Here is a 19,927-nt window from a genome sequence, read left to right on the forward strand (position 1 = left end):
GTTAATAAAGATCGTCGCGATTTAACACTCTGATAAAATCGCTTCGAGTTTTATCTGGCCATGGAGTTTGGCCGCAACATTTCATCTCAGCAAACAAGGATTTCGTGATGATTGATACGGACATCAAGTTGCAGTGGCACCTGGATGCACTGCCAGCAGGCACCCTGAACCCATTGCAGGGCTTCTTCGGGCGGCTGCCGGTTGATCCCTACATTCAAGGCAGCTTTCGCCAGCGCCGCTACGGCCGGGTGGAGAAAGAGGGCTCCCGCTTTCAGCCCCTCGACAACGGCGTCTTCTTTCAGGCGGCCGCCATCAACAAGTTTCTGGGGGATGTGCCCAGAACCTATGCCGAGCTGGAGCCTGCCTTCGTCGCTCACCCCTCCTTTATACAGTTGCTGAAACTGTTCGCCCGCCACACCCGGCTGGAAGACGGTCAGGCCATCGGCATTCACCAGATATCGTCACCGGCGAAGGAGAGAGCGTCCCGCCCGCGCCGGAGGGGGTGCACCAGGATGGCTTTGACTTCATCGGGGTCTTCTTCTGCGGCAGTGAAGGGGTCAGCGGCGGCGCCTTGCAGCTCTATCATGGATTAAAAGAACAACCATTTTTCCAACAACAATTAAACGTCGGTGAGTATCTGATCCTGGATGATCGCCGTTTCTATCACAATGCCGCCCCCATTCTGCCCCTGGGCCCACACCGGGGACATTGGGACGTGATCGTGCTAACTGCTTGAAAAATGGCGCGTGAACCCCTGTTCACGCCCCATTCATCCCGCCTCTGGCCCACTAAACAACCGCGCAACATCTGGCAAACATGTATTGTGAAACAAAATTTCTTTTGTTCTTTTGTTACACATGATCCAGATCAAGTTTTTCTGAGTCAGCCCCGCTCTATAATCGACTCAGAAAGCGATTTAGTAAGGCATGTAAATACCCCGTTGTGGTGATTCTGTTCTTGACAGGGCATCTATAATTGCCGGGCATTGCCAAGGTCTTACTAAACAGTTTTCAAATCATCAGGAGATAAACATGGCAGTAACCAATTTGGCTGAACTGGATGCACTGGTTGCCCGCGTCAAAGAAGCGCAGCGTGAATTCGCCAGCTTCTCGCAAGAGCAGGTAGACAAGATCTTCCGTGCCGCCGCCCTGGCCGCCAACAACGCCCGTATCCCCCTGGCCCAGATGGCCGTGGAAGAGTCCGGTATGGGCATCATCGAAGACAAGGTTATCAAGAACCACTTCGCCTCCGAATACATCTACAACAAGTACAAAGAAGAGAAGACCTGCGGCATCCTCAGCGAAGATGACGAGATGGGTACCATCACCATCGCCGAGCCGGTAGGCATCATCTGCGGTATCGTACCGACCACCAACCCGACCTCCACCGCGATCTTCAAGTCCCTGATCTCTCTGAAGACCCGCAACGCCATCATCTTCTCCCCGCACCCCCGTGCCAAGAACTCCACCAATACCGCTGCCAAGCTGGTACTGGATGCAGCCATTGCCGCCGGTGCCCCGAAAGACATCATCGGCTGGATTGACCAACCCTCTGTTGAGCTCTCCAACGCCCTGATGAAGCACAACGACATCAACCTGATCCTGGCCACCGGTGGCCCGGGCATGGTGAAGGCCGCCTACTCCTCCGGCAAACCCGCCATCGGCGTAGGTGCCGGTAACGTACCGGTCGTCATCGACGAAACCGCCGATGTGAAGCGTGCCGTCGCCTCCATCCTGATGTCCAAGACCTTCGACAACGGCGTGGTCTGTGCCTCCGAGCAAGCCGCCATCGTGGTCGACTCCGTCTACGACCAGGTGAAAGAGCGTTTCGCCACTCACAATGGTTATGTGCTGTCCAAGGAAGAAGCCGACAAGGTCCGCAAGGTCATCCTGATCAACGGCGCCATGAACGCCAACATCGTGGGTCAGCCTGCGGTCAAGATCGCCGAAATGTCTGGCGTCACCGTGCCTGCCAACACCAAGATCCTGATCGGTGAAGGCGTGAAGATCTGTGAAGAGGAAGAGTTCGCTCACGAGAAGCTCTCCCCGACCCTGGGTCTGTTCCGTGCCAAGAACTTCGAAGAAGCCGTCGAGATGGCCTGCGACATGGTCAACCTGGGCGGTATCGGCCACACCTCCGGTCTCTATACCGACCAGGATCGCAACGCCGACCGCATCAAGTACTTCGGCGACAAGATGAAGACTGCCCGTATCCTGATCAACACCCCGACCACTCAGGGTGGTATCGGTGACCTGTACAACTTCGCGATGGCACCGTCTCTGACGCTGGGCTGCGGCTCCTGGGGTGGCAACTCCATCTCCGAGAACGTGGGTCCCAAGCACCTGATCAACAAGAAGACAGTCGCAAAACGGGCAGAAAACATGCTGTGGCACAAACTTCCGAAATCCATCTACTTCCGTCGTGGCTCCCTGCCGATCGCCCTGGGCGACCTGGAAGGCAAGAAGCGCGCCATGATCGTGACCGACCGCTTCCTGTTCAACAACGGCTACGCCGACGAAGTGGTTCGTCTGCTCAAGGGCCTGAAGATGGAAGTGGAAGTGTTCTACGAAGTTGAAGCCGACCCGACCCTGTCCGTAGTGCGCAAGGGTGCCGAAATGGCCAACTCCTTCAAGCCGGACGTGATCGTCGCCCTGGGCGGTGGTTCACCGATGGATGCGGCCAAGATCATGTGGGTGATGTACGAGCACCCGAACACCGCGTTCGAAGATCTGGCCATGCGCTTCATGGACATCCGCAAGCGTATCTACAAGTTCCCGAAAATGGGCGTGAAGGCCGAACTGGTCTGCATCACCACCACGTCCGGTACCGGTTCTGAAGTGACCCCGTTTGCGGTCGTGACCGACGACGCCACCGGCGTGAAATACCCGCTGGCCGACTACGAGCTGACCCCGAACATGGCCATCGTCGACGCCAACCTGGTGATGGGCATGCCCAAATCCCTGTGCGCCTTCGGTGGTATCGATGCCGTGACCCACGCCATGGAAGCCTATGTTTCCGTGCTGGCCAACGAGTACTCCGACGGTCAGGCACTGCAAGCCCTGAAACTGCTGAAGGACTACCTGCCCTCCAGCTACCTGAACGGTGCCAACGACCCGATCGCTCGTGAGAAGGTACACAACGCGGCCACCATCGCCGGTATCGCGTTCGCCAACGCCTTCCTGGGTGTGTGCCACTCCATGGCTCACAAGCTGGGTGCCGAGTTCCACATCCCGCACGGCCTGGCCAACGCCCTACTGATCAGCAACGTCATCCGCTACAACGCGAACGACAACCCGACCAAGCAGACCGCGTTCTCCCAGTACGACCGTCCGCAGGCTCGTCGTCGCTACGCCGAAGTGGCTGACCACCTGGGTCTGACCGCCGCCGGTGACCGTACCGCCGCCAAGATCGAGAAGCTGCTGGTATGGCTGGACGAGCTGAAGGCAACCCTGGGTATCCCGGCCTCCATCCGTGAAGCCGGCGTCGCCGAGGCCGACTTCCTGGCCAAGGTTGACCAGCTGGCCGTGGAAGCCTTCGATGACCAGTGCACCGGCGCCAACCCGCGCTACCCGCTGATCAGCGAGCTGAAAGCCATCCTGCTGGATACCTACTACGGCCGTCCGTTCACCGAGGAGGCCCAGGTTGCCGCCAAGGTTGATGCCAAAGTAGAAGGCAAGAAGAAGTCCAAAGCCTGATAAGCTGAGTCGACTCAAGAGCCCGCGCACATGCGCGGGCTTTTTTGTTTGTCTATCTGCTTAATTTTGCTAGCTTGTTCATAGGCATTCATGAAATGCGAGCGAGCGTATGGCGCTGATACAGGCATCCATAGAACAGTTGTGGGTCGGTCACTATATCCATCTCCCTACGGGATGGACCAATCACCCTTTTATGTTCAATGCCTTCAAGATCAAGGATCAACAGCAACTCGACATCATCCGCCACCTTGATCTCAATCTGCTGATGGTCGACCCCGACAAGAGCGACCTCCCCCTCGAGCCCCTGTTGCGTGGCGATATTCCGAGCCCAGGCCCCGACCTCTCCGTTGTTGAAGAGCCGGAGGATAGCGGCCCTCCCCCGTTTGACGAGAAGGCATTTCGCCGCTCCCTGCGCGCCGCCGACAAGGCCTTCGGCCAGTCCATGTCCGAACTGCGCGATGCCCTGGGCGCCCTCAACCTCAAGCCGGACGAAGGGCTCGCCAACACGGCGCAGATAGTGCGCAACGCCGCCGCCCGCATCAGCGCCCACGAGGGCCCACTCGGGCTGCACCTCATTCGCAGCCCCCATACCGACATCCTGCTGCAGCACAGCCTGAACGTGGCTTTCATCGCCATGTTGATGGCACGGGAGCTGGGCATGACCCCCATCGAGATTGAGGAGACCGGGCTGGCCGGGTTGGTGCACGACATCGGCGAGCTGAAGATCCCGACCCAGATCACCCAGAAGCGGGGGGAACTCAACAAGTCGGAGCAAAACTTCCTCAAGATGCACCCCCAGTACGGACTGGAGATGCTGACCCAGTTGCAGGCCTTCGAGCCCAAGATCCGTCAGGTGGCCCACCTGCATCATGAGCGCCTCGACGGCAGCGGCTTTCCCCTTGGCATCAAGGGGGGGGAGATCCCGCCGCTGGCACGGATCATCGGGTTGGTGGATTACTATGACGAGCTGCTGCACCCGCGCAATAGCGCGACACCGGCGGCGCCGAGCCAGGCCATCAGCCAGCTCTACAAGCTGTCGCAAAAGAAATTCGACCAGGATCTGGTCAAGCTGCTGATCAAGGTACTGGGGGTCTATCCACCGGGCTCCTTGGTGCTGCTCTCCGACGACTCGGTGGCCCTGGTGCTTTCCACCGAGCCCACCATGCCCCTCAAGCCCAAGGTGTTGCCCTACATCAAGGCACAGCGACAGGAAGGGGTGGCCATGATCGACCTGCGGGAGGATGAGCGCACCATCAAGTCCTTTCTCAAACAGGAGGATCTGGATGAGGGGCAGCGGCTGTTTTTCAACCTGACCCGGCGCTTCTGTTACTATTTTGCATTCTGAGTTATCCCCAGAAGCTGGGGATAACTCATTGGACAAACCTGAATAATTGCCCAATTACCCTCAAATTGGTTTGCCACGCGTCCTGGATAAAAAACGCCCAGCCTGCTGGCCGGGCGGAGCATGCCACCTCCGTGTGGCGTATCCAACGGATACATTCATGCTCAATTCAGCAATATCAACCCTTGGGCAATTACACAAATATCAATTTAACATGCTGATTTGATATGGTTTTATTCCACGTTTCTGGCACACTTCGCCGGCGTTCTGGCCAGAATGACCCACAGAACAAGATCCTGATCACACTTAATTCAAGACTGCCGCATTTTTCGGCACGGACTCTGAGGAACGTTTTTTATGCAGTTGGTCCTCTCCCTGCTTCAACAGATGAGCGTCAGTCTGGTCATCGCCTACCTCTTTTCCAAGAGTCCGCTGCTGCGCCCACTGGCCAACTATTCGGTCAGGCTGCCCCACAAGGTATTGATCTACCTCATTTTCTCCGGCTTCTGCATTCTGGGTACCTATGTGGGGCTGGATATCGACGATGCCATCGCCAATACCCGCGCCGTGGGCGCCGTGCTGGGGGGCCTGCTGGGAGGCCCGCTGGTGGGATTTCTGGTGGGGCTGACCGGCGGGATACACCGTTATACCCTGGGGGGATTCACCGATCTCGCCTGCGCCATCTCCACCACCTGCGAAGGCTTGCTGGGAGGCCTGGTTCACTGGCGGCTGATGCGGGCAGGCAAGGTCAACGCTCTCTTCGAGCCCAGGGTGGCCTTCTTCACCACCCTCTATGCAGAGATCATGCAGATGGTGATCATCCTGCTGGTGGCCAGCCCATTCGACAAATCCCTGTTGCTGGTGCGCACCATCGCCACCCCCATGATCCTGGCCAACTCCTGCGGTGCGGCCCTCTTCATCAGCATGATCCGCGATCAGCAGCGGATGTACGAGAAGTTCTCCCGAGTCTTTTCCGCCAAGGCGCTCACCATCGCCAACCGCACCGTGGGGATCATGAGCCAGGGGTTCACCCCCGAAGCCAGCACCCGCATCGCCCAGATAGTGCAGGAAGAGACCGGGGTCGGCGCGGTCGCCATCACGGATACCGACAAGATCCTCGCCTTCATCGGCACGGGGGAAGATCACCACAAGCCAGGAACCCCCATCACCTCCGCCATCACCATGCAGGCCATCGCCCAGAACAAGGTGCTGTTTGCCGACGGCAACAGCCAGCCCTACCGCTGCAGCATCTCGCCCCAGTGCCAGCTCGGCTCTGTGCTGGTGATCCCGCTGCACGGCGACGAGGGGGTGATCGGCACCATCAAGCTGTATGAACCCAAGAAGCGGCTGTTTCTCAAGATCAACCACACCCTGGGAGAAGGGATCGCCAACCTGCTCTCCCAGCAGCTGCTGACCGGCCGGCTGGAGCAGCAGCAGCGACTGCTGGTGCAGTCAGAGCTCAAGCTGGTGCAGGCCCAGATCAACCCCCACTTTCTGTTCAACACCCTCAACACCATCAGCGCCATCACCCGGCGTGAGCCCGAGCGGGCGCGCCAGCTGCTGCTCCACCTCTCCCTGTTCTTTCGCAAGAACCTCAAGCGCCAGAGCGGGCTGGCCACCCTGCAGGAGGAGCAGGAGCACTGCCAATCCTATCTGGAGATCGAGCTGGCCCGCTTTGGCGACCGGCTGACGGTGCAAAACGACATCCCGCCCGACCTCGCCGGCCTCAAGCTGCCGAGCTTCACTCTGCAGCCACTGATTGAAAACGCCATCAAGCACGGCATCTCCACCCTGCTGGAGCAGGGGCGCATTCGCCTCTACACCGAGCAGACGGCGGATCGGGTCACCATCCACGTGGAGGACAATGCCGGCACCTGGCAGGAGAAACCGGCCGGTGACGGGCTCGGCATGACCCTGGTGGATCGGCGCCTCAAGAGTGCTTTCGGCAACCGCTACGGCCTGAGCGTCAGCTGCGAGCCCGACTGCTGGACCCGGGTCTCCGTCACCCTGCCCAGGGAGGCGTCATGATCCGGCCGTCACACCACGCCAGTTTTGCCCCCCAGCCACGCAGGAGAACATCATGATCCGCACCCTCATCGTCGATGACGAGCCGTATGCCCGCGAGGAGCTGATGCAGCAGCTGGCCGCCGAGCCCGATATCGAGCTGCTGGGGACGGCCGCCAACGCCATCGAGGCGCTGCCGCTCATTCAGCGGCTCAGACCCGACGTGGTGTTTCTCGACATCCAGATGCCAAAGCTGAGCGGCATGGAGCTGGTGGCCATGCTCGATCCCCTGCCCCGCATCGTCTTCGTCACCGCATTTGACGACTACGCCATCCAGGCGTTCGAGGAGAATGCCTTCGACTACCTGCTCAAGCCGGTGGAGCCGGCCCGCCTCGCCAAGACGCTGGCACGGCTGAGACAGGATCTCAGCCCGCAGCCCATGACTGCGATCGCCCCCGCCATTCGCCACATCCCGGGCTATCTGCACAACCGGGTGCGGCTGCTGCCCATGGAACAGGTGGAGTACGCCTTCTCCGATCTCGGCGGCGTGCACGTGGCGAGCCAGGGCGAGCTGTTTCACACCCAGCTCACCCTCAAATCCCTGGAAGAGAAGACCCCGTTGCTGCGCTGCCACCGCCAGTACCTGGTGGCCCCGACCGCCATCTTTGAAATCCGGCTGCTGGAGAATCAGCTGGCGGAGATAGTGACCCCGAGCGGTGCCCAGGTGCCGGTCAGCCGCCGCTACCTGAAGGAGTTGAAGGAGCAGCTCGGGCTGGAGTGAGCCGCGCGGTGTGAGCCGGATCACGAGCGCCAACCGCTCGGGTCGCCATACGGCCGCTCGCCCCTTTTTACCTGCCGTTAACAGTGCAAGCCCCTACACTGGCCGCGCACACCAAAAATAACAAAGCAGGAGCGTAGCAATGATCTGGTTCTTCCTCTGTGTCGGCTTGTTGATAGCCGGCTACTTCGTATACGGCAAATTCATCGAGCGGATATTCGGGCCAAAACCCGAGCTGAAAACCCCCGCCATCACCATGGCGGACGGGGTGGACTATGTCCCCATGTCGGACAAGAAGGTCTACCTGGTGCAGTTGCTCAACATCGCCGGCGTCGGCCCCATCTTCGGCCCCATCCTGGGTGCCCTCTATGGCCCGGTCGCCATGCTCTGGATCGTCTTCGGCTGCATCTTCGCCGGTGCGGTTCACGACTACTTCTCCGGCATGCTGTCAGTGCGCGCCAAGGGCGCCTCGGTACCGACCGTGGTCGGTGAGCACCTGGGCACAGCTGCCAAGCACTTCATGAACCTGTTCGCCGTGGTGCTCTTGATGCTGGTGGGCGTGGTGTTCGTGCTGAGCCCGGCGGGCCTCTTGGCCAACCTCACCTCTACCGACCTGGTCTACTGGATTGCGGCCATCTTCGCCTACTACATCCTGGCGACCATAGTCCCCATCGACAAGATCATCGGCCGCTTCTACCCCATCTTCGGCGCCCTGCTGGTGTTCATGTCGGTCGGCCTCATCATCGGCCTCATCGTCTCCGGCAAAGGCTTCTACAACACCGGGATGGACTTCTCCAACCTGCACCCGACCGAGCTGCCGCTCTGGCCGCTGCTGTTCATCACCATCGCCTGCGGCGCCGTGTCCGGCTTTCACGCCACCCAGTCCCCGCTGATGGCGCGCTGCATGCAAAACGAGAAATCCGGCCGCTTCATCTTCTACGGGGCCATGATCGGTGAAGGGATCATCGCCCTCATCTGGTGCACCCTGGGTCTCTCTTTCTACGACAGCACAGAAGCGCTCAACGCCACCCTGGCAAGCGGCGGCCCCTCTGCCGTGGTGCACGAGGTCTCCACCAGCCTGCTCGGTACCGTTGGCGGCATCCTGGCCATCCTCGGCGTGGTGATCCTGCCCATCACCTCCGGTGACACCGCGTTTCGCAGTGCCCGCCTCATCGTGGCGGACTTCCTGAACCTGACCCAGAAACCGATGGCCAAGCGACTGCTCATCGCCATCCCCATGTTCATCCTCGGTTTCATCATTTCCAAGGCCGAGTTCGGAGTGATCTGGCGCTACTTCGGCTGGGCCAACCAGACCACCGCCGTGATGATGCTGTGGGCCGCCGCCGCCTACCTCGCCAAAGAGGGCAAGCTGCACTGGGTCTGCACCTTGCCGGCCATGTTCATGACCGCCGTGGTGTTCACCTACTTGGCCAACGCCCCCATCGGGTTCGGGCTGGAGATGGGCGTCTCCACCCTCATCGGTCTTGCCAGCACCCTGGTGGTAACCGTCGCCTTCCTGATGAAGTTCAGACCCGCCCTGATCGGCAAGGCCAGCGAAAGCTGATCCACGCCAAACATGTCAGAAAAGGAGCCATAAAGGCTCCTTTTTTTGCTGCTAATTCCCCCTCACTGGTGCCATACTCCCTGCGTAAGTCCTTGTCATGGAAACGACTTTATGGACTCGCCCCAATAATACCGTCAGCTATCCTGACGATTTCAAAACTACTTAAGCTTCAGTACAACAAAAATGCTTAAGATTTCGGGCCCAACAGGATGGAAATCAGGTTTCTGCTTGCAGTGCAGAACCCGGGATCCAATGACAATGCTGCGCGTCACGCCAGTGGAGGCATAAATGACACTCGATTATTTTGCTCTTGGTCTGCTTTTTTTTTGTGGGTTTGGTCATCTTTTACGGGGTCATCGTCATTCACGACATTCCCTATGAAATAGCCAAGCATCGTCAACACCCCCATCAGGATGCCATTCACGTGGCCGGCTGGGTCAGCCTGTTCACCCTGCATGTGCTGTGGCCCTTCCTCTGGATCTGGGCGACGCTCTACCGGGAAGACCGGGGCTGGGGCTTTAGCCAGCGTATCGAGCGCGACGAGAAGCATCTCGCCGAGCTCAAGGATGAGGTCGCCGCCCTGCGCAGCCGCCTCGATCAGCTGACCCAAGAGAGGGAGTGATCATGGATCTCTTGCTGGTACTTACCTACACCGCCATCTGTGTAGCTGTCTTCAAAATCTTCCGCATCCCGCTCAACAAGTGGACCGTGCCCACCGCCGTGCTGGGCGGCGTGCTGCTCATCGGCACCCTCATCATGCTGATGAACTACAACCACCCCTACTCCGAGATGGCGCGCAACTACTACGTCTCCACCCCCATCGTTCCCCTGGTCAAGGGCCGGGTCAGCGAGGTCGCGGTCAAGCCGGACCAGAAAGTGAAGAAGGGTGACGTGCTGTTTCGTATCGACGACGAGCCGTTCCGCCAACGCGCCGCGAGCCTGGAAGCCAGGGTCAGCTCCAACGAGGAGCACCTCAAATCCATCGAGGCGCGCATGCGCTCGGCCAAGCTCGACCGGGATCGCGCCGCCGAGCTGATGCGCCGCGGCATCGGCAAGCAGCGCGATCTGGACGTGACCCAGGCCAACGTCGACGATCTGGTCGCCCAGCTCGATCAGCAACAAGCCACCCTGGACGATGTGCGGGCCCAGCTGCGCGAAGCCAAGTACCAGCTCGACCAGACCGTGGTCTATGCCCCGAGCGACGGCCATGTGGTACAGCTGGCCCTGCGCCCGGGCATGATCGCCACCCCCTTCATGTATCGCCCTGTGATGACCTTCATCCATGAGGACGACAACGCCTACGTCGGCTGGTTCTGGCAAAACAGCATGCAGCGCCTGGCGGTGGGAGACGAGGCCGAAGTGGTGATCGACGGCATCCCCGGCAAGATCTTCAAGGGCGAAGTAGAAGCAGTGATCCCCGCCATCGCCTCGGGCAACGTGCAGGCCAATGCGGCACTGCTCGACCAGAGCTCGGCGGTGATCCCCGGCCGCCTGCCGGTGCGCATCAAGATCACCGACCCGCGCTGGCAGGAGTATCAGGTGATCGCCGGCTCCAGCGGTCAGGCGGCCATCTACACCAAGCATTTCCATCACGTGGCCATCATGCGCAAGGTACTGCTGCGCATGGCCAGCTGGATGAACTACATCTTCCCCTTCCACTAAGCCGCAACGACGCAGCCAGCGGGCCGGCACCATGCCGGCCCGCTGTTTTTTGGCGCCAAGTTCCCTATAATGGCGCCACCCTGCTCCGCCCCTCGTCGATATACCCAGCCTGCATGTTCGTTCTCAGACCCTACCAGACCGATGCCGTCAACGCCGTCATCAGCCACTTTCGCAAGCACCCGGATCCCGCCGTGGTGGTGCTGCCCACCGGGGCCGGCAAGAGTCTGGTGATCGCCGAGCTGGCCCGCAAGGCGCGTGGCCGGGTGCTGGTGCTGGCTCACGTCAAGGAGCTGGTGGAGCAGAACCACGCCAAGTACGAAGCCTGGGGCCTCCAGGCCGACATCTTCGCCGCCGGCCTCAATCGCAAGGAGGCCCGCGCCCAGGTGGTGTTCGGTTCGGTGCAGTCGGTGGCGCGCAATCTGGACGCCTTCGACGGCGCGTTTTCGCTGCTCATCATCGACGAGTGCCACCGGGTCTCGCTCGATGATGACAGCCAGTACCATCAGGTGTTAGGCCACCTCAAGGCCGCCAATCCGGCCCTCAAGATCCTCGGCCTCACCGCCACCCCCTATCGGCTCGGGCTGGGCTGGATCTACCGGCGCCACTACCACGGCATGGTCAAGAGCCACGGCGAGCGGCTGTTCGGCGACTGCGTGTTCGAGCTGCCGCTGCGCTTCATGGTCAAGAACGGCTACCTGACGCCGCCGCGCATGGTGGATGCCCCCATCGTCCACTACGACTTCAGCCGTCTGGTACCGCGGGAGAATGGCCTCTTCAGCGAGGCGGATCTCAACGGCGAGCTCAAGCGTCAGGAGCGGGTCACCCCCCATATCCTGAGCCAGGTACTGGAGTATGCCCGCGAGCGGCAGGGGGTGATGATCTTCGCCGCCACCGTCGAGCATGCCCGGGAAATTCACGGCCTGCTGGGTGCCAGAGGGGAGCTGGCGGCCCTAATCACAGGTGACACCCCGGGGCCGGAGCGCGACGCCCTCATCAGCGCCTTCAAGGCGCGCGAGCTCAAGTTTCTGGTCAACGTGGCGGTGCTCACCACCGGCTTCGATGCCCCCCACGTCGACCTCATCGTGATGCTGCGCCCCACCGAGTCGGTCTCGCTCTACCAGCAGATCGTGGGCAGGGGGCTGCGCCTGTCGCCCGGCAAGACCGACTGTCTGGTGCTCGACTATGCGGGCAACAACTTCAACCTGTTCGCTCCCGAAGTGGGGGAGCCCAGGCCCCATGCCTGCACCGAGCCGGTGCAGGTGCCCTGCCCCGCCTGCGGCTTTGCCAACACCTTCTGGGGCAAGACCGGCGAGGATGGCAAGGTGATCGAGCACTACGGCCGCCGCTGTCAGGGGCTGTTTGAAGATGACGAGGGCAACCGCGAGGAGTGCGACTACCGCTTTCGCGCCAAGATCTGCCCCGCCTGCGGCGGTGAAAACGACATCGCCGCCCGCCGTTGCCAGAGCTGCGATCAGTTGCTGGTGGACCCTGACGACAAGCTCAAGGAGGCGCTCAATCTCAAGGACTGCATGGTGATCCGCTGCGCGGGGCTGACCTTGACGGCCGGGCGCGGCAAACAGGGGGAGCGGCTGGAGGTGGTCTATCACGACGAGGATGGCCTCACCCTCAATGAGTACTTCGGATTTCACTCGGCAGGCGCACGGCGCTTGTTTCAACAGCACTTTGTGCGTCATCATTGGCCCGCCCCGGGGCTGGAGCCCGAATTTGCCACCCTGGCGAGCGTGCTGGCGGTGGAACATCAGTTTCGCCACCCCGATTTTGTCATCGCCCGCAAGTCAGGGCGCTTCTGGCAGATCAAAGAGAAGATTTTTGATTATGACGGCCGCTATCGCACCGCCAATTCACTGACGTGATGGCGACCGGCATAAGGCGTATGAATTGCGTTGCCACGGCCGAACAGGCATCGGCGGGTACAACAAGGTTTGAGTTATCAGGGCCGGCCCACTGCCGGGCCCCTTCGTCACGTTAGAGGATGTTATGCAGCGGCTGTTGATTGGTTTTTGTGCTCTCTTTTCCCTGGCGGCCCAGGCCGCCCCGCTGACGCCCCCCCAGGGGGGCCAGTACGCCATCGTGGTGCAGGGCAACAACGGCATCGAGTTTGCCCGCCATGCGGACCAGATGATCGCCCCCGCCTCCACCATGAAGGTGCTTACCGCGCTGGCGGCCCGTCTCGAGCTCGGCGCCGACTTCCGCTTCGCCACCGACATCCAGGCCCAGCCTGGAGCCAAGCTGGGCAATGTCATCAACGGTGATATCTGGATCAACTTCGTCGGTGACCCTACCCTGTCACGGATGGACCTGCTGGCCCTGTTCAAGCAGCTCGGGGTCAACCAGATCAAGGGCAACGTCTACGTCAACACCGGCGCCTACAACGGCTACGAGCGCGGCAACGGCTGGTCCTGGGGGGATCAGACCCTCTGCTTCGCCGCCCCCGTCTCCTCGGTCATCATCGACAAGAACTGCGCCTACGCCACCATCACCGCCACCCAGATCGGCAAGCCTGCGGTGGGCAACGTGGCCACCGGGGTCCCCATCGGGGTCGGTGCCGACAACGTGGAGGTGATGAGCTATGGCGACATGGCGCGCCAGTTCTGTGCGCTGGAAGTGGACATGGCCAAGGGCAACTTCTACGAGCTCAAGGGCTGCATCACCCCGAACAAGGAGCCCCAGGGGCTGCGTTTCGCCATCCACGACGTGGAAGCCTGGGGCTGGGACAACATCCGCTGGGCCATGGACCGGGCCGGCATCAAGCATGACGGCCTGCTGCGCGTTACCCACAAGTCGCCGGACAATGCCGAAACCCTGGGGACCCACTACTCGGTCTCCCTGCCGGTGATGCTGGCCAAGATGTTGAAGAAATCGGACAACCTCTACGCCGATACCTTCCTCAAGACCGTCGGCCGCCACTACTACAACAAGCCGGGCAGCTATCGCAGCGGCACCATGGCGGTGCGCGCCATCCTGACCAAGAACGGCATCGATCTGGGCAACGCCACCCTGGCCGACGGTTCGGGCCTCTCCGCCCACAACCTCATCAGCGCCCGCCAGATGCTGTCGGTGCTCAACTTCATCCAGAAAAATGACGCGGAGCTCGGTCTCATCAAGCTGCTGCCAAGCTCCCAGGTGGACGGCACCCTGGCCTGGCGGCGCAGCGTCACCGCCCCCATGATGAAGAACAAGGTGCACGCCAAGACCGGCACCATCACCGGTACCTCCAACCTGGTGGGCTTCATCGACACCGCCGGCGGCCAGCGCAAGGCGTTCGTGATGTTCCAGCGCGGCCTGTCGCAGGATCCGGCCACCCACGAGCGTTACCGCGCCAGCAAGGCAGCCTGGCCCTGGACCGTGTTCGAGAAAGGGGTGCTGGAGAGCATCTACCAGCAGCAGCCGATCCAGATCGCCGATGAGGGTTGATCCGCTGCGAGGTGAGTGACGATGACGGCCGGCGCAGTGCGCCTTATCGAAGATGGCGAACGGCCGTATCGACAATTTCCACTTTGACTAGTCACGAGGCGGGGCTATCCTGTGCCCAGCCTCAAATGAATGGAGAGAGAACATGTTTGCAGTGATTTTTGGTCGTCCTGGTTGCCCCTATTGTGTCCGTGCCAAGCAGATTGCCGAGCAACTGGTCGAACAGCGTGACGATTTCAAATTCCGCTACGTGGACATCCACGCCGAGGGCATCACCAAGGAAGATCTGGCCAAGAGTGCCGGCAAGCCGGTCAATACCGTGCCGCAAATCTTCCTGGACGAGCAGCACATCGGTGGCTGCACCGATTTCGAAGCCTATGCCAAAGAGAACCTGGGTCTCTACCAGTAAGTTCACGTTGTAAAAAAGGCGCCATCAGGCGCCTTTTTTCATGGTCGTTCCCCGGCGTCACTCCGCCACCGGGCTGAAGCGGCTCACCACCTGACCCTGATGTTCGATCCACTCCATGAACATGACCACGGGACGGGCATAGACGGCGCCATCCTGCTCCGATTGATAGACCACCAGCTGCTCCCCGGTCTCGGTGTGCAGGGCCAGGGTCAGCACCTGATAATAACCACCCTTGAAATGACTATAACGACCGGCGGCGGGGGCTTGCATGATGACTTCTCCATGGTGTGGGGACGGGGTCCGGACAGGCCTGGCAGCGCGCGTCGGGTCCTGTTTTTGGCCGCCGTGGGCAAAAAGAACGGCATTTTTCACGCAAGCCAATCGTGCCAGCGAGCGTGAATATTTCAACACAGTCGGGTAGCTTTGTTAATGAGCCCCTCATCTTTCACTGGATAACCTTGGTTCACACAAACGATCGTGCTGAATTTAACGTTTTGACAACCCTGTTTCAGGGCTAAAAATCAGGGAATTCTACTAAAAAGAGGATTGTTCTAGCATTCAATTCTGTGAAGAATAGGGGAAAAGAAATTTGATACTAAAAACCGCCTTTTTCGCCAACGCATCCCCATGGGGAAGGAATCACACTCACCATGTTCACAATCGACAAGTCGCACAAGCTCGACGATGTCTGCTATGACATCCGCGGCCCGGTGCATAAAGAAGCTCGCCGTCTCGAAGACGAAGGCCACCGCATCATCAAGCTCAACATCGGCAACCCGGCCCCATTCGGCTTCGAGGCGCCGGAAGAGATCATCAAGGATGTGATCCTCAACATGCCCCAGAGCCAGGGCTACTGCGACTCCAAGGGGCTCTTCTCCGCCCGCAAGGCGGTGATGCAGTACTACCAGCAGAAGGGAATGCGCAAGGTCGACATCGACGACATCTACATCGGCAACGGCGCCAGCGAGCTCATCGTGATGGCGATGCAGGCGCTGCTCAACAACGGCGACGAGATGCTGGTGCCCTCCCCCGACTATCCGCTGTGGACCGCGGCGGTGACTCTCTCCGGCGGTCATGCGGTGCACTATCGCTGCGACGAAGGGGCCGACTGGTATCCGGATCTCGACGACATCCGCGCCCGCATCACTCCGCGCACCCGCGGCCTGGTGCTGATCAACCCCAACAACCCGACCGGCGCCGTCTACGGCAGCGAGTTTTTGCTGGAGGTGATCGAGATCGCCCGCCAGCACAACCTCATCATCTTCGCCGACGAGATTTACGACAAGATCCTCTACGACGACATCTCCCACACCAGCGTCTGCACCCTGTGCGACGATGTGATGGTGGTGACCTTCAATGGCCTCTCCAAGGCCTACCGCGCCTGCGGCTTTCGCCAGGGCTGGATGGTCATCACCGGACCCAAGGGCCGTGCCAAAGGCTACATCGAGGGGCTGGAGATGCTGGCCTCCATGCGGCTGTGTGCCAACGTGCCGATGCAGCACGCCATCCAGACCGCCCTTGGCGGCTATCAGAGCATCAACGAGCTGATCCTGCCGGGCGGGCGCCTGCGCCGCCAGCGTGACAAGGCCTGGGAGCTTTTGAACGAGATCCCCGGGGTCTCCTGCGTCAAGCCCAAGGGGGCGCTCTACATGTTCCCGCGCCTCGATCCCAAGGTGTATGACATTCGCGACGACCAGAAGATGGTGTTCGACCTGCTGCAGCAGGAGAAGCTCTTGCTGGTGCAGGGCACCGGCTTCAACTGGCCGGCGCCGGATCACTTCCGACTGGTGTTCCTGCCCCGCGAAGAGGAGCTGGAAGAGGCCATCGGCCGCCTCGCCCGCTTCCTCAAGGGTTACAAGCAGTAACCGGAACACGGCGTCTGCCTTGGCCTGCTGCCAGCCTGCCGCTGGTCGACCATAAAAAATCCGAAGCGGTCTGCACCGCTTCGGATTTTTTTATGGCGAGAGAGTCCCGTCGCAAGGCCCGCGTTGCGGGCTATTTCTCCCCGGTGGCCACTTCGGCAGGCGGCACGGCGGGAGCCTGATACCACTGCTCGCGGGGCACCAACACCGCCTGCTCCGGCTGAGCCACGAAATTGGGGGACATGATCTGCACCCCGAACTCGTTGAACACATCCTGGATGTGGCCGTGCAACTCGGTTCTGACCGGGCCGGGCAACAGCCCCTCTTTCATTCGCACCTGCAGTTCGTACTCCACGTACCAGTCCTGCAGATTGAGCTGGCGCACCAGCGGGGCCTGCTCCTGATTGATCAGCTGGCAGCGCCTGGCCGCCAGCTCCAGCATGGCGTGCACCTGACGCCAGGGAGTGTCATAACCGATGGTGACCTTGGTGAGCAGGGCAATGCCCTTGTCGCTTGCCAGCCGGCTCAGATTGGTCACCTTGCCCCCTACCACCACGGCGTTGGGCAGGGTCACCTCGTGATCGTGGCGGGTCACCAGCTTGGTCGAGAGGGCGCTCAGCTCGGTGACAACCCCCTCCACCTCCCCTATCTGCACCAGATCCCCCGGCCGCAGGGCCCGCGAGTAGATCAGCACCAGGCCACTCATGGCATGGTTCATGATCCCGGCCGAGCCCAGGGTCACCATCAGACCGAAGAAGACGCTCACCCCCTTGAAGGCGTCCGAATCCGCCCCCGGCAGATAGGGATAGGCGACGGTCAGGGCAAACAGCCAGATCACCACGGAGAGCAGGCGGCGGGTCGCCCCTATCGTCTCGGAGTGCAGCCCCTGCACCCGGAAATGGCCGCGCTCGATGCGCGCAAAGATGACCCCCAGCATGCGGATGAACAGCTTGGTCAGCACGAAGATGACCAGCACGGTCGCCAGCCCCGGCATGGCGGCGATGATCCCGCTCAGGATGTCGCTGCACAGCCCCAGCAGGGAGGAGCCCAGCTGCTCGCTCCAGACCCGGGTATGCGGGAACAGCCCCAGCACATAGGTGAGCCAGCCATAGGTGAGCAGCAGGATCACCAGCCAGGTGAGCATACCGATGACGCGGATCTCCAGATTGCCGAGCACCTGACGCCATTGATGGGGGATCAGCCCCTTTTGCTGCAGCAGCTGATTGGCAAACCAGCGACGCGCCCGCTGGTGCCCCCGCCGCAGCAACTGAACCACCATCAGAAACAGCAGGGTCACCAGCAGCGTCTTGCCCGCCGCCTTGAGCAGGTAGGCGTTGGAGTGCAGCTCCAGCACCTTGACTCGCACATTTTCCAGCCGCAACCGTACCCGCTCTGCGGCCTGATCCAGGGTCAGCTCATCGAGCCACTCCAGATCTTTTTCCAGCAACACCAGCAGGTGCTTGTCATTGAGCCTGAACTCCCTGGCCTCCTGACCGAGGCGGGTCGAGCTGATCACGGTCACCGGATGGGTCAGATCCTCGGGCTGCAGTTGTTGTACCCGCTCCTTGACGATCCGCACCCGGGCCGCCCCGTCCAGGCGACCAAACTTCGCCTGCAGCATCACTATGGGTTCGTGAAACAGGGTCAGGGTCTGGGCCCGCTCCTGCTCGGTCGGCTCCAGCCTCGGCTCCGCCGCCCACCCGCTATTGACCATGAGCAGGGCCAGCAGCATCCCTGCCAGCCTGATGATCCCTCTGTGCCCCATAACCTCTCCCTCGTGACCGTCAGGTTTCATCATGATGACCACGTTCGGCAACGGACGGGGCAACGGCCCACTATCCCTCTCCTGACGTCATCCATGACACATAGGGCTCATCGCCCGCGCTTGCAAAAAGTCGAGTCATAACAAAGATCACCAGCAGTAATAGCACTGCGGTAGCAGCGGCGAAAGGGGCGACATCGCATTCTGCCACTGCGCTCACGCCACCTGGTTGGCACCTCAATAAGGACTCATATTGATATGCTGCCAGAGGCACGCATAAAAATGAACGCCATGGCCTCCTCTTCCTGAACCATCACGCGTCAAGGTAGCGGGCCAGCGGCTGCCTTTCACCCTGCTCTGCGCGACATGAGTAAACAACAGGGCCGCTCAACCCCGGTTGAGCGGCCCTGTTTCATCGAGACAGCGGTCTGCTTATCACCCCTGCAGCAGTGCCCCGGCCACCAGCACCGCCATGGTGATGAGGGCCACCCCGATGATGAAGGGCAACACCCAGCGCACGAAGCGATCGTAGGGGATCCTGGCGAGCGCCAGCCCCGCCACCAGGTGGGCGGCGGTGGGGGCGAACAGGTTGATCCAGCCGGAGGCGGACTGGTAGGCGGTGATCACCAGATCCCGCGAAATGCCGGAGAAGTCCGCCAGCGGCCCCATCAGCGGCATGGAGACAGTCGCCAGCCCCGAGGTGGAGGGGATGAAGAAGCTTAGAATGATGTGTACCAGATAGGCCATCAGGATGAACACCGATGATGACAGCCCACTCACCAGCCCCTCGGCCCAGTGCAGTATGGTGTCGATGATGACCCCATGCTCCATCACCACATTGATGCCACGTGCCACCGCCACCACCAGGGCCACCCCGATGAGATCCCGCGCCCCGTTGAGGAAGGTTGCCACATAGTTGGACTCCGGCATCCGGTTGATCAGCGCGATCAGGATGGAGGCGCTGAAGAAGAGGGTGGAGAGCTCATCGAACCACCAGCCCAGGGTGGGCAGCAGATCGATGCCCAGATCGGACCAGGGCACCACCGCATAGATCATCAGCAGGAAGGTGCCGAAGAAGACCAGCATGGTGAGCTTCTGCTTGCCGCTGAAGGCGAGGTTGCCGCTCTTCATCTGGGAGAACTCGTCGTCATAGGCGATGTCGGCCAGCACGGAGCGGGACTTGTCCTGCTGTACCTGCTTGGCGTAGCGCATCACGAACCAGGAGGCGAAGATCACCAGCAGCAGCCATTGCACGACCCGCAGGCCAATCCCCTCACCGATGGGGATACCGGCAAAGCCCGAGGCGATGCCGGTGGCAAACGGGTTGACGGTGGAGGCGAGCACCCCGACCCCGGAGCCGAGCAGGATGATCCCCGCTGCCACCATGCGATCGAAACCCGCCGCCATCATCACCGGC

General features: G+C 60.9%; 13 protein-coding genes and 2 pseudogenes. 12 read left to right on the plus strand and 3 right to left on the minus strand.

The features are described from left to right. Nucleotides 1-107 precede the first annotated feature (107 nt). The 11 genes and pseudogenes from CAK78_RS15375 to CAK78_RS15425 all read left to right on the plus strand — a co-directional run bounded on the left by CAK78_RS15375 (nucleotide 108) and on the right by CAK78_RS15425 (nucleotide 14,886). Nucleotides 108-736: pseudogene (locus CAK78_RS15375) on the plus strand (2OG-Fe dioxygenase family protein). A gap of 295 nt (nucleotides 737-1,031) precedes the next feature. Continuing rightward, entirely contained in the window at nucleotides 1,032-3,695 is a 2,664-nt protein-coding gene (gene adhE / locus CAK78_RS15380) for a bifunctional acetaldehyde-CoA/alcohol dehydrogenase (protein ID WP_005302211.1), read from the plus strand. A gap of 109 nt (nucleotides 3,696-3,804) precedes the next feature. Beyond that, complete coding sequence (locus tag CAK78_RS15385) at nucleotides 3,805-5,040, plus strand: HD-GYP domain-containing protein (protein ID WP_094697846.1); 1,236 nt, start codon at nucleotides 3,805-3,807, stop codon at nucleotides 5,038-5,040. A 354-nt stretch (nucleotides 5,041-5,394) separates the two neighbouring features. Then, entirely contained in the window at nucleotides 5,395-7,065 is a 1,671-nt protein-coding gene (locus CAK78_RS15390) for a sensor histidine kinase (protein ID WP_094697847.1), read from the plus strand. A 52-nt stretch (nucleotides 7,066-7,117) separates the two neighbouring features. Then, nucleotides 7,118-7,822, plus strand: a complete 705-nt coding sequence (gene btsR / locus CAK78_RS15395; RefSeq protein WP_094697848.1) for a two-component system response regulator BtsR — start codon at nucleotides 7,118-7,120, stop codon at nucleotides 7,820-7,822. A 139-nt stretch (nucleotides 7,823-7,961) separates the two neighbouring features. Further along, complete coding sequence (locus CAK78_RS15400; protein ID WP_094697849.1) at nucleotides 7,962-9,383, plus strand: carbon starvation CstA family protein; 1,422 nt, start codon at nucleotides 7,962-7,964, stop codon at nucleotides 9,381-9,383. A 288-nt stretch (nucleotides 9,384-9,671) separates the two neighbouring features. Further along, a pseudogene (locus CAK78_RS15405) lies at nucleotides 9,672-10,005 on the plus strand (DUF3302 domain-containing protein). A 2-nt stretch (nucleotides 10,006-10,007) separates the two neighbouring features. After that, nucleotides 10,008-11,045: an HlyD family secretion protein gene (locus CAK78_RS15410; protein WP_094697850.1), complete on the plus strand. Its 1,038-nt coding sequence runs from the start codon at nucleotides 10,008-10,010 to the stop codon at nucleotides 11,043-11,045. Between the two features lie 113 nt (nucleotides 11,046-11,158). Beyond that, entirely contained in the window at nucleotides 11,159-12,919 is a 1,761-nt protein-coding gene (locus tag CAK78_RS15415) for a DEAD/DEAH box helicase (protein WP_094697851.1), read from the plus strand. A 124-nt stretch (nucleotides 12,920-13,043) separates the two neighbouring features. Next, nucleotides 13,044-14,480 carry a D-alanyl-D-alanine carboxypeptidase/D-alanyl-D-alanine endopeptidase gene (dacB, locus tag CAK78_RS15420; protein WP_094697852.1) on the plus strand — a complete coding sequence of 479 codons (1,437 nt, stop codon included), beginning with the start codon at nucleotides 13,044-13,046 and terminating at the stop codon, nucleotides 14,478-14,480. Nucleotides 14,481-14,622: 142 nt separating this feature from the next. Then, nucleotides 14,623-14,886 (plus strand): GrxA family glutaredoxin, encoded by a 264-nt coding sequence (locus CAK78_RS15425; RefSeq protein WP_010633640.1) that lies wholly within the window; start codon nucleotides 14,623-14,625, stop codon nucleotides 14,884-14,886. A 57-nt stretch (nucleotides 14,887-14,943) separates the two neighbouring features. On the opposite strand, the gene CAK78_RS15430 is transcribed toward CAK78_RS15425, so the two are convergent. Beyond that, nucleotides 14,944-15,156 carry a DUF1653 domain-containing protein gene (locus CAK78_RS15430; RefSeq protein ID WP_094697853.1) on the minus strand — a complete coding sequence of 71 codons (213 nt, stop codon included), beginning with the start codon at nucleotides 15,154-15,156 and terminating at the stop codon, nucleotides 14,944-14,946. Between the two features lie 380 nt (nucleotides 15,157-15,536). On the opposite strand from CAK78_RS15430, the gene CAK78_RS15435 reads away from it, so the two are divergent. After that, the gene (locus tag CAK78_RS15435) at nucleotides 15,537-16,751 is read left to right on the plus strand and encodes a pyridoxal phosphate-dependent aminotransferase (protein ID WP_005302243.1); all 1,215 of its coding nucleotides are present in this window, start codon (nucleotides 15,537-15,539) and stop codon (nucleotides 16,749-16,751) included. 130 nt (nucleotides 16,752-16,881) lie between these two features. Here CAK78_RS15435 and CAK78_RS15440 read toward each other — a convergent pair whose 3' ends face one another. Further along, a complete protein-coding gene (locus CAK78_RS15440) occupies nucleotides 16,882-18,513 on the minus strand; it encodes a mechanosensitive ion channel family protein (protein WP_094697854.1) in 1,632 nt (543 codons plus the stop codon). Between the two features lie 432 nt (nucleotides 18,514-18,945). Continuing rightward, nucleotides 18,946-19,927 (minus strand): YfcC family protein (locus tag CAK78_RS15445; RefSeq protein ID WP_254924799.1); only part of this gene is annotated, 982 nt, incomplete at its 5' end.

The organism is Aeromonas sp. A35_P, from assembly GCF_002259925.1.
Taxonomy (GTDB): domain Bacteria; phylum Pseudomonadota; class Gammaproteobacteria; order Enterobacterales; family Aeromonadaceae; genus Aeromonas; species Aeromonas dhakensis.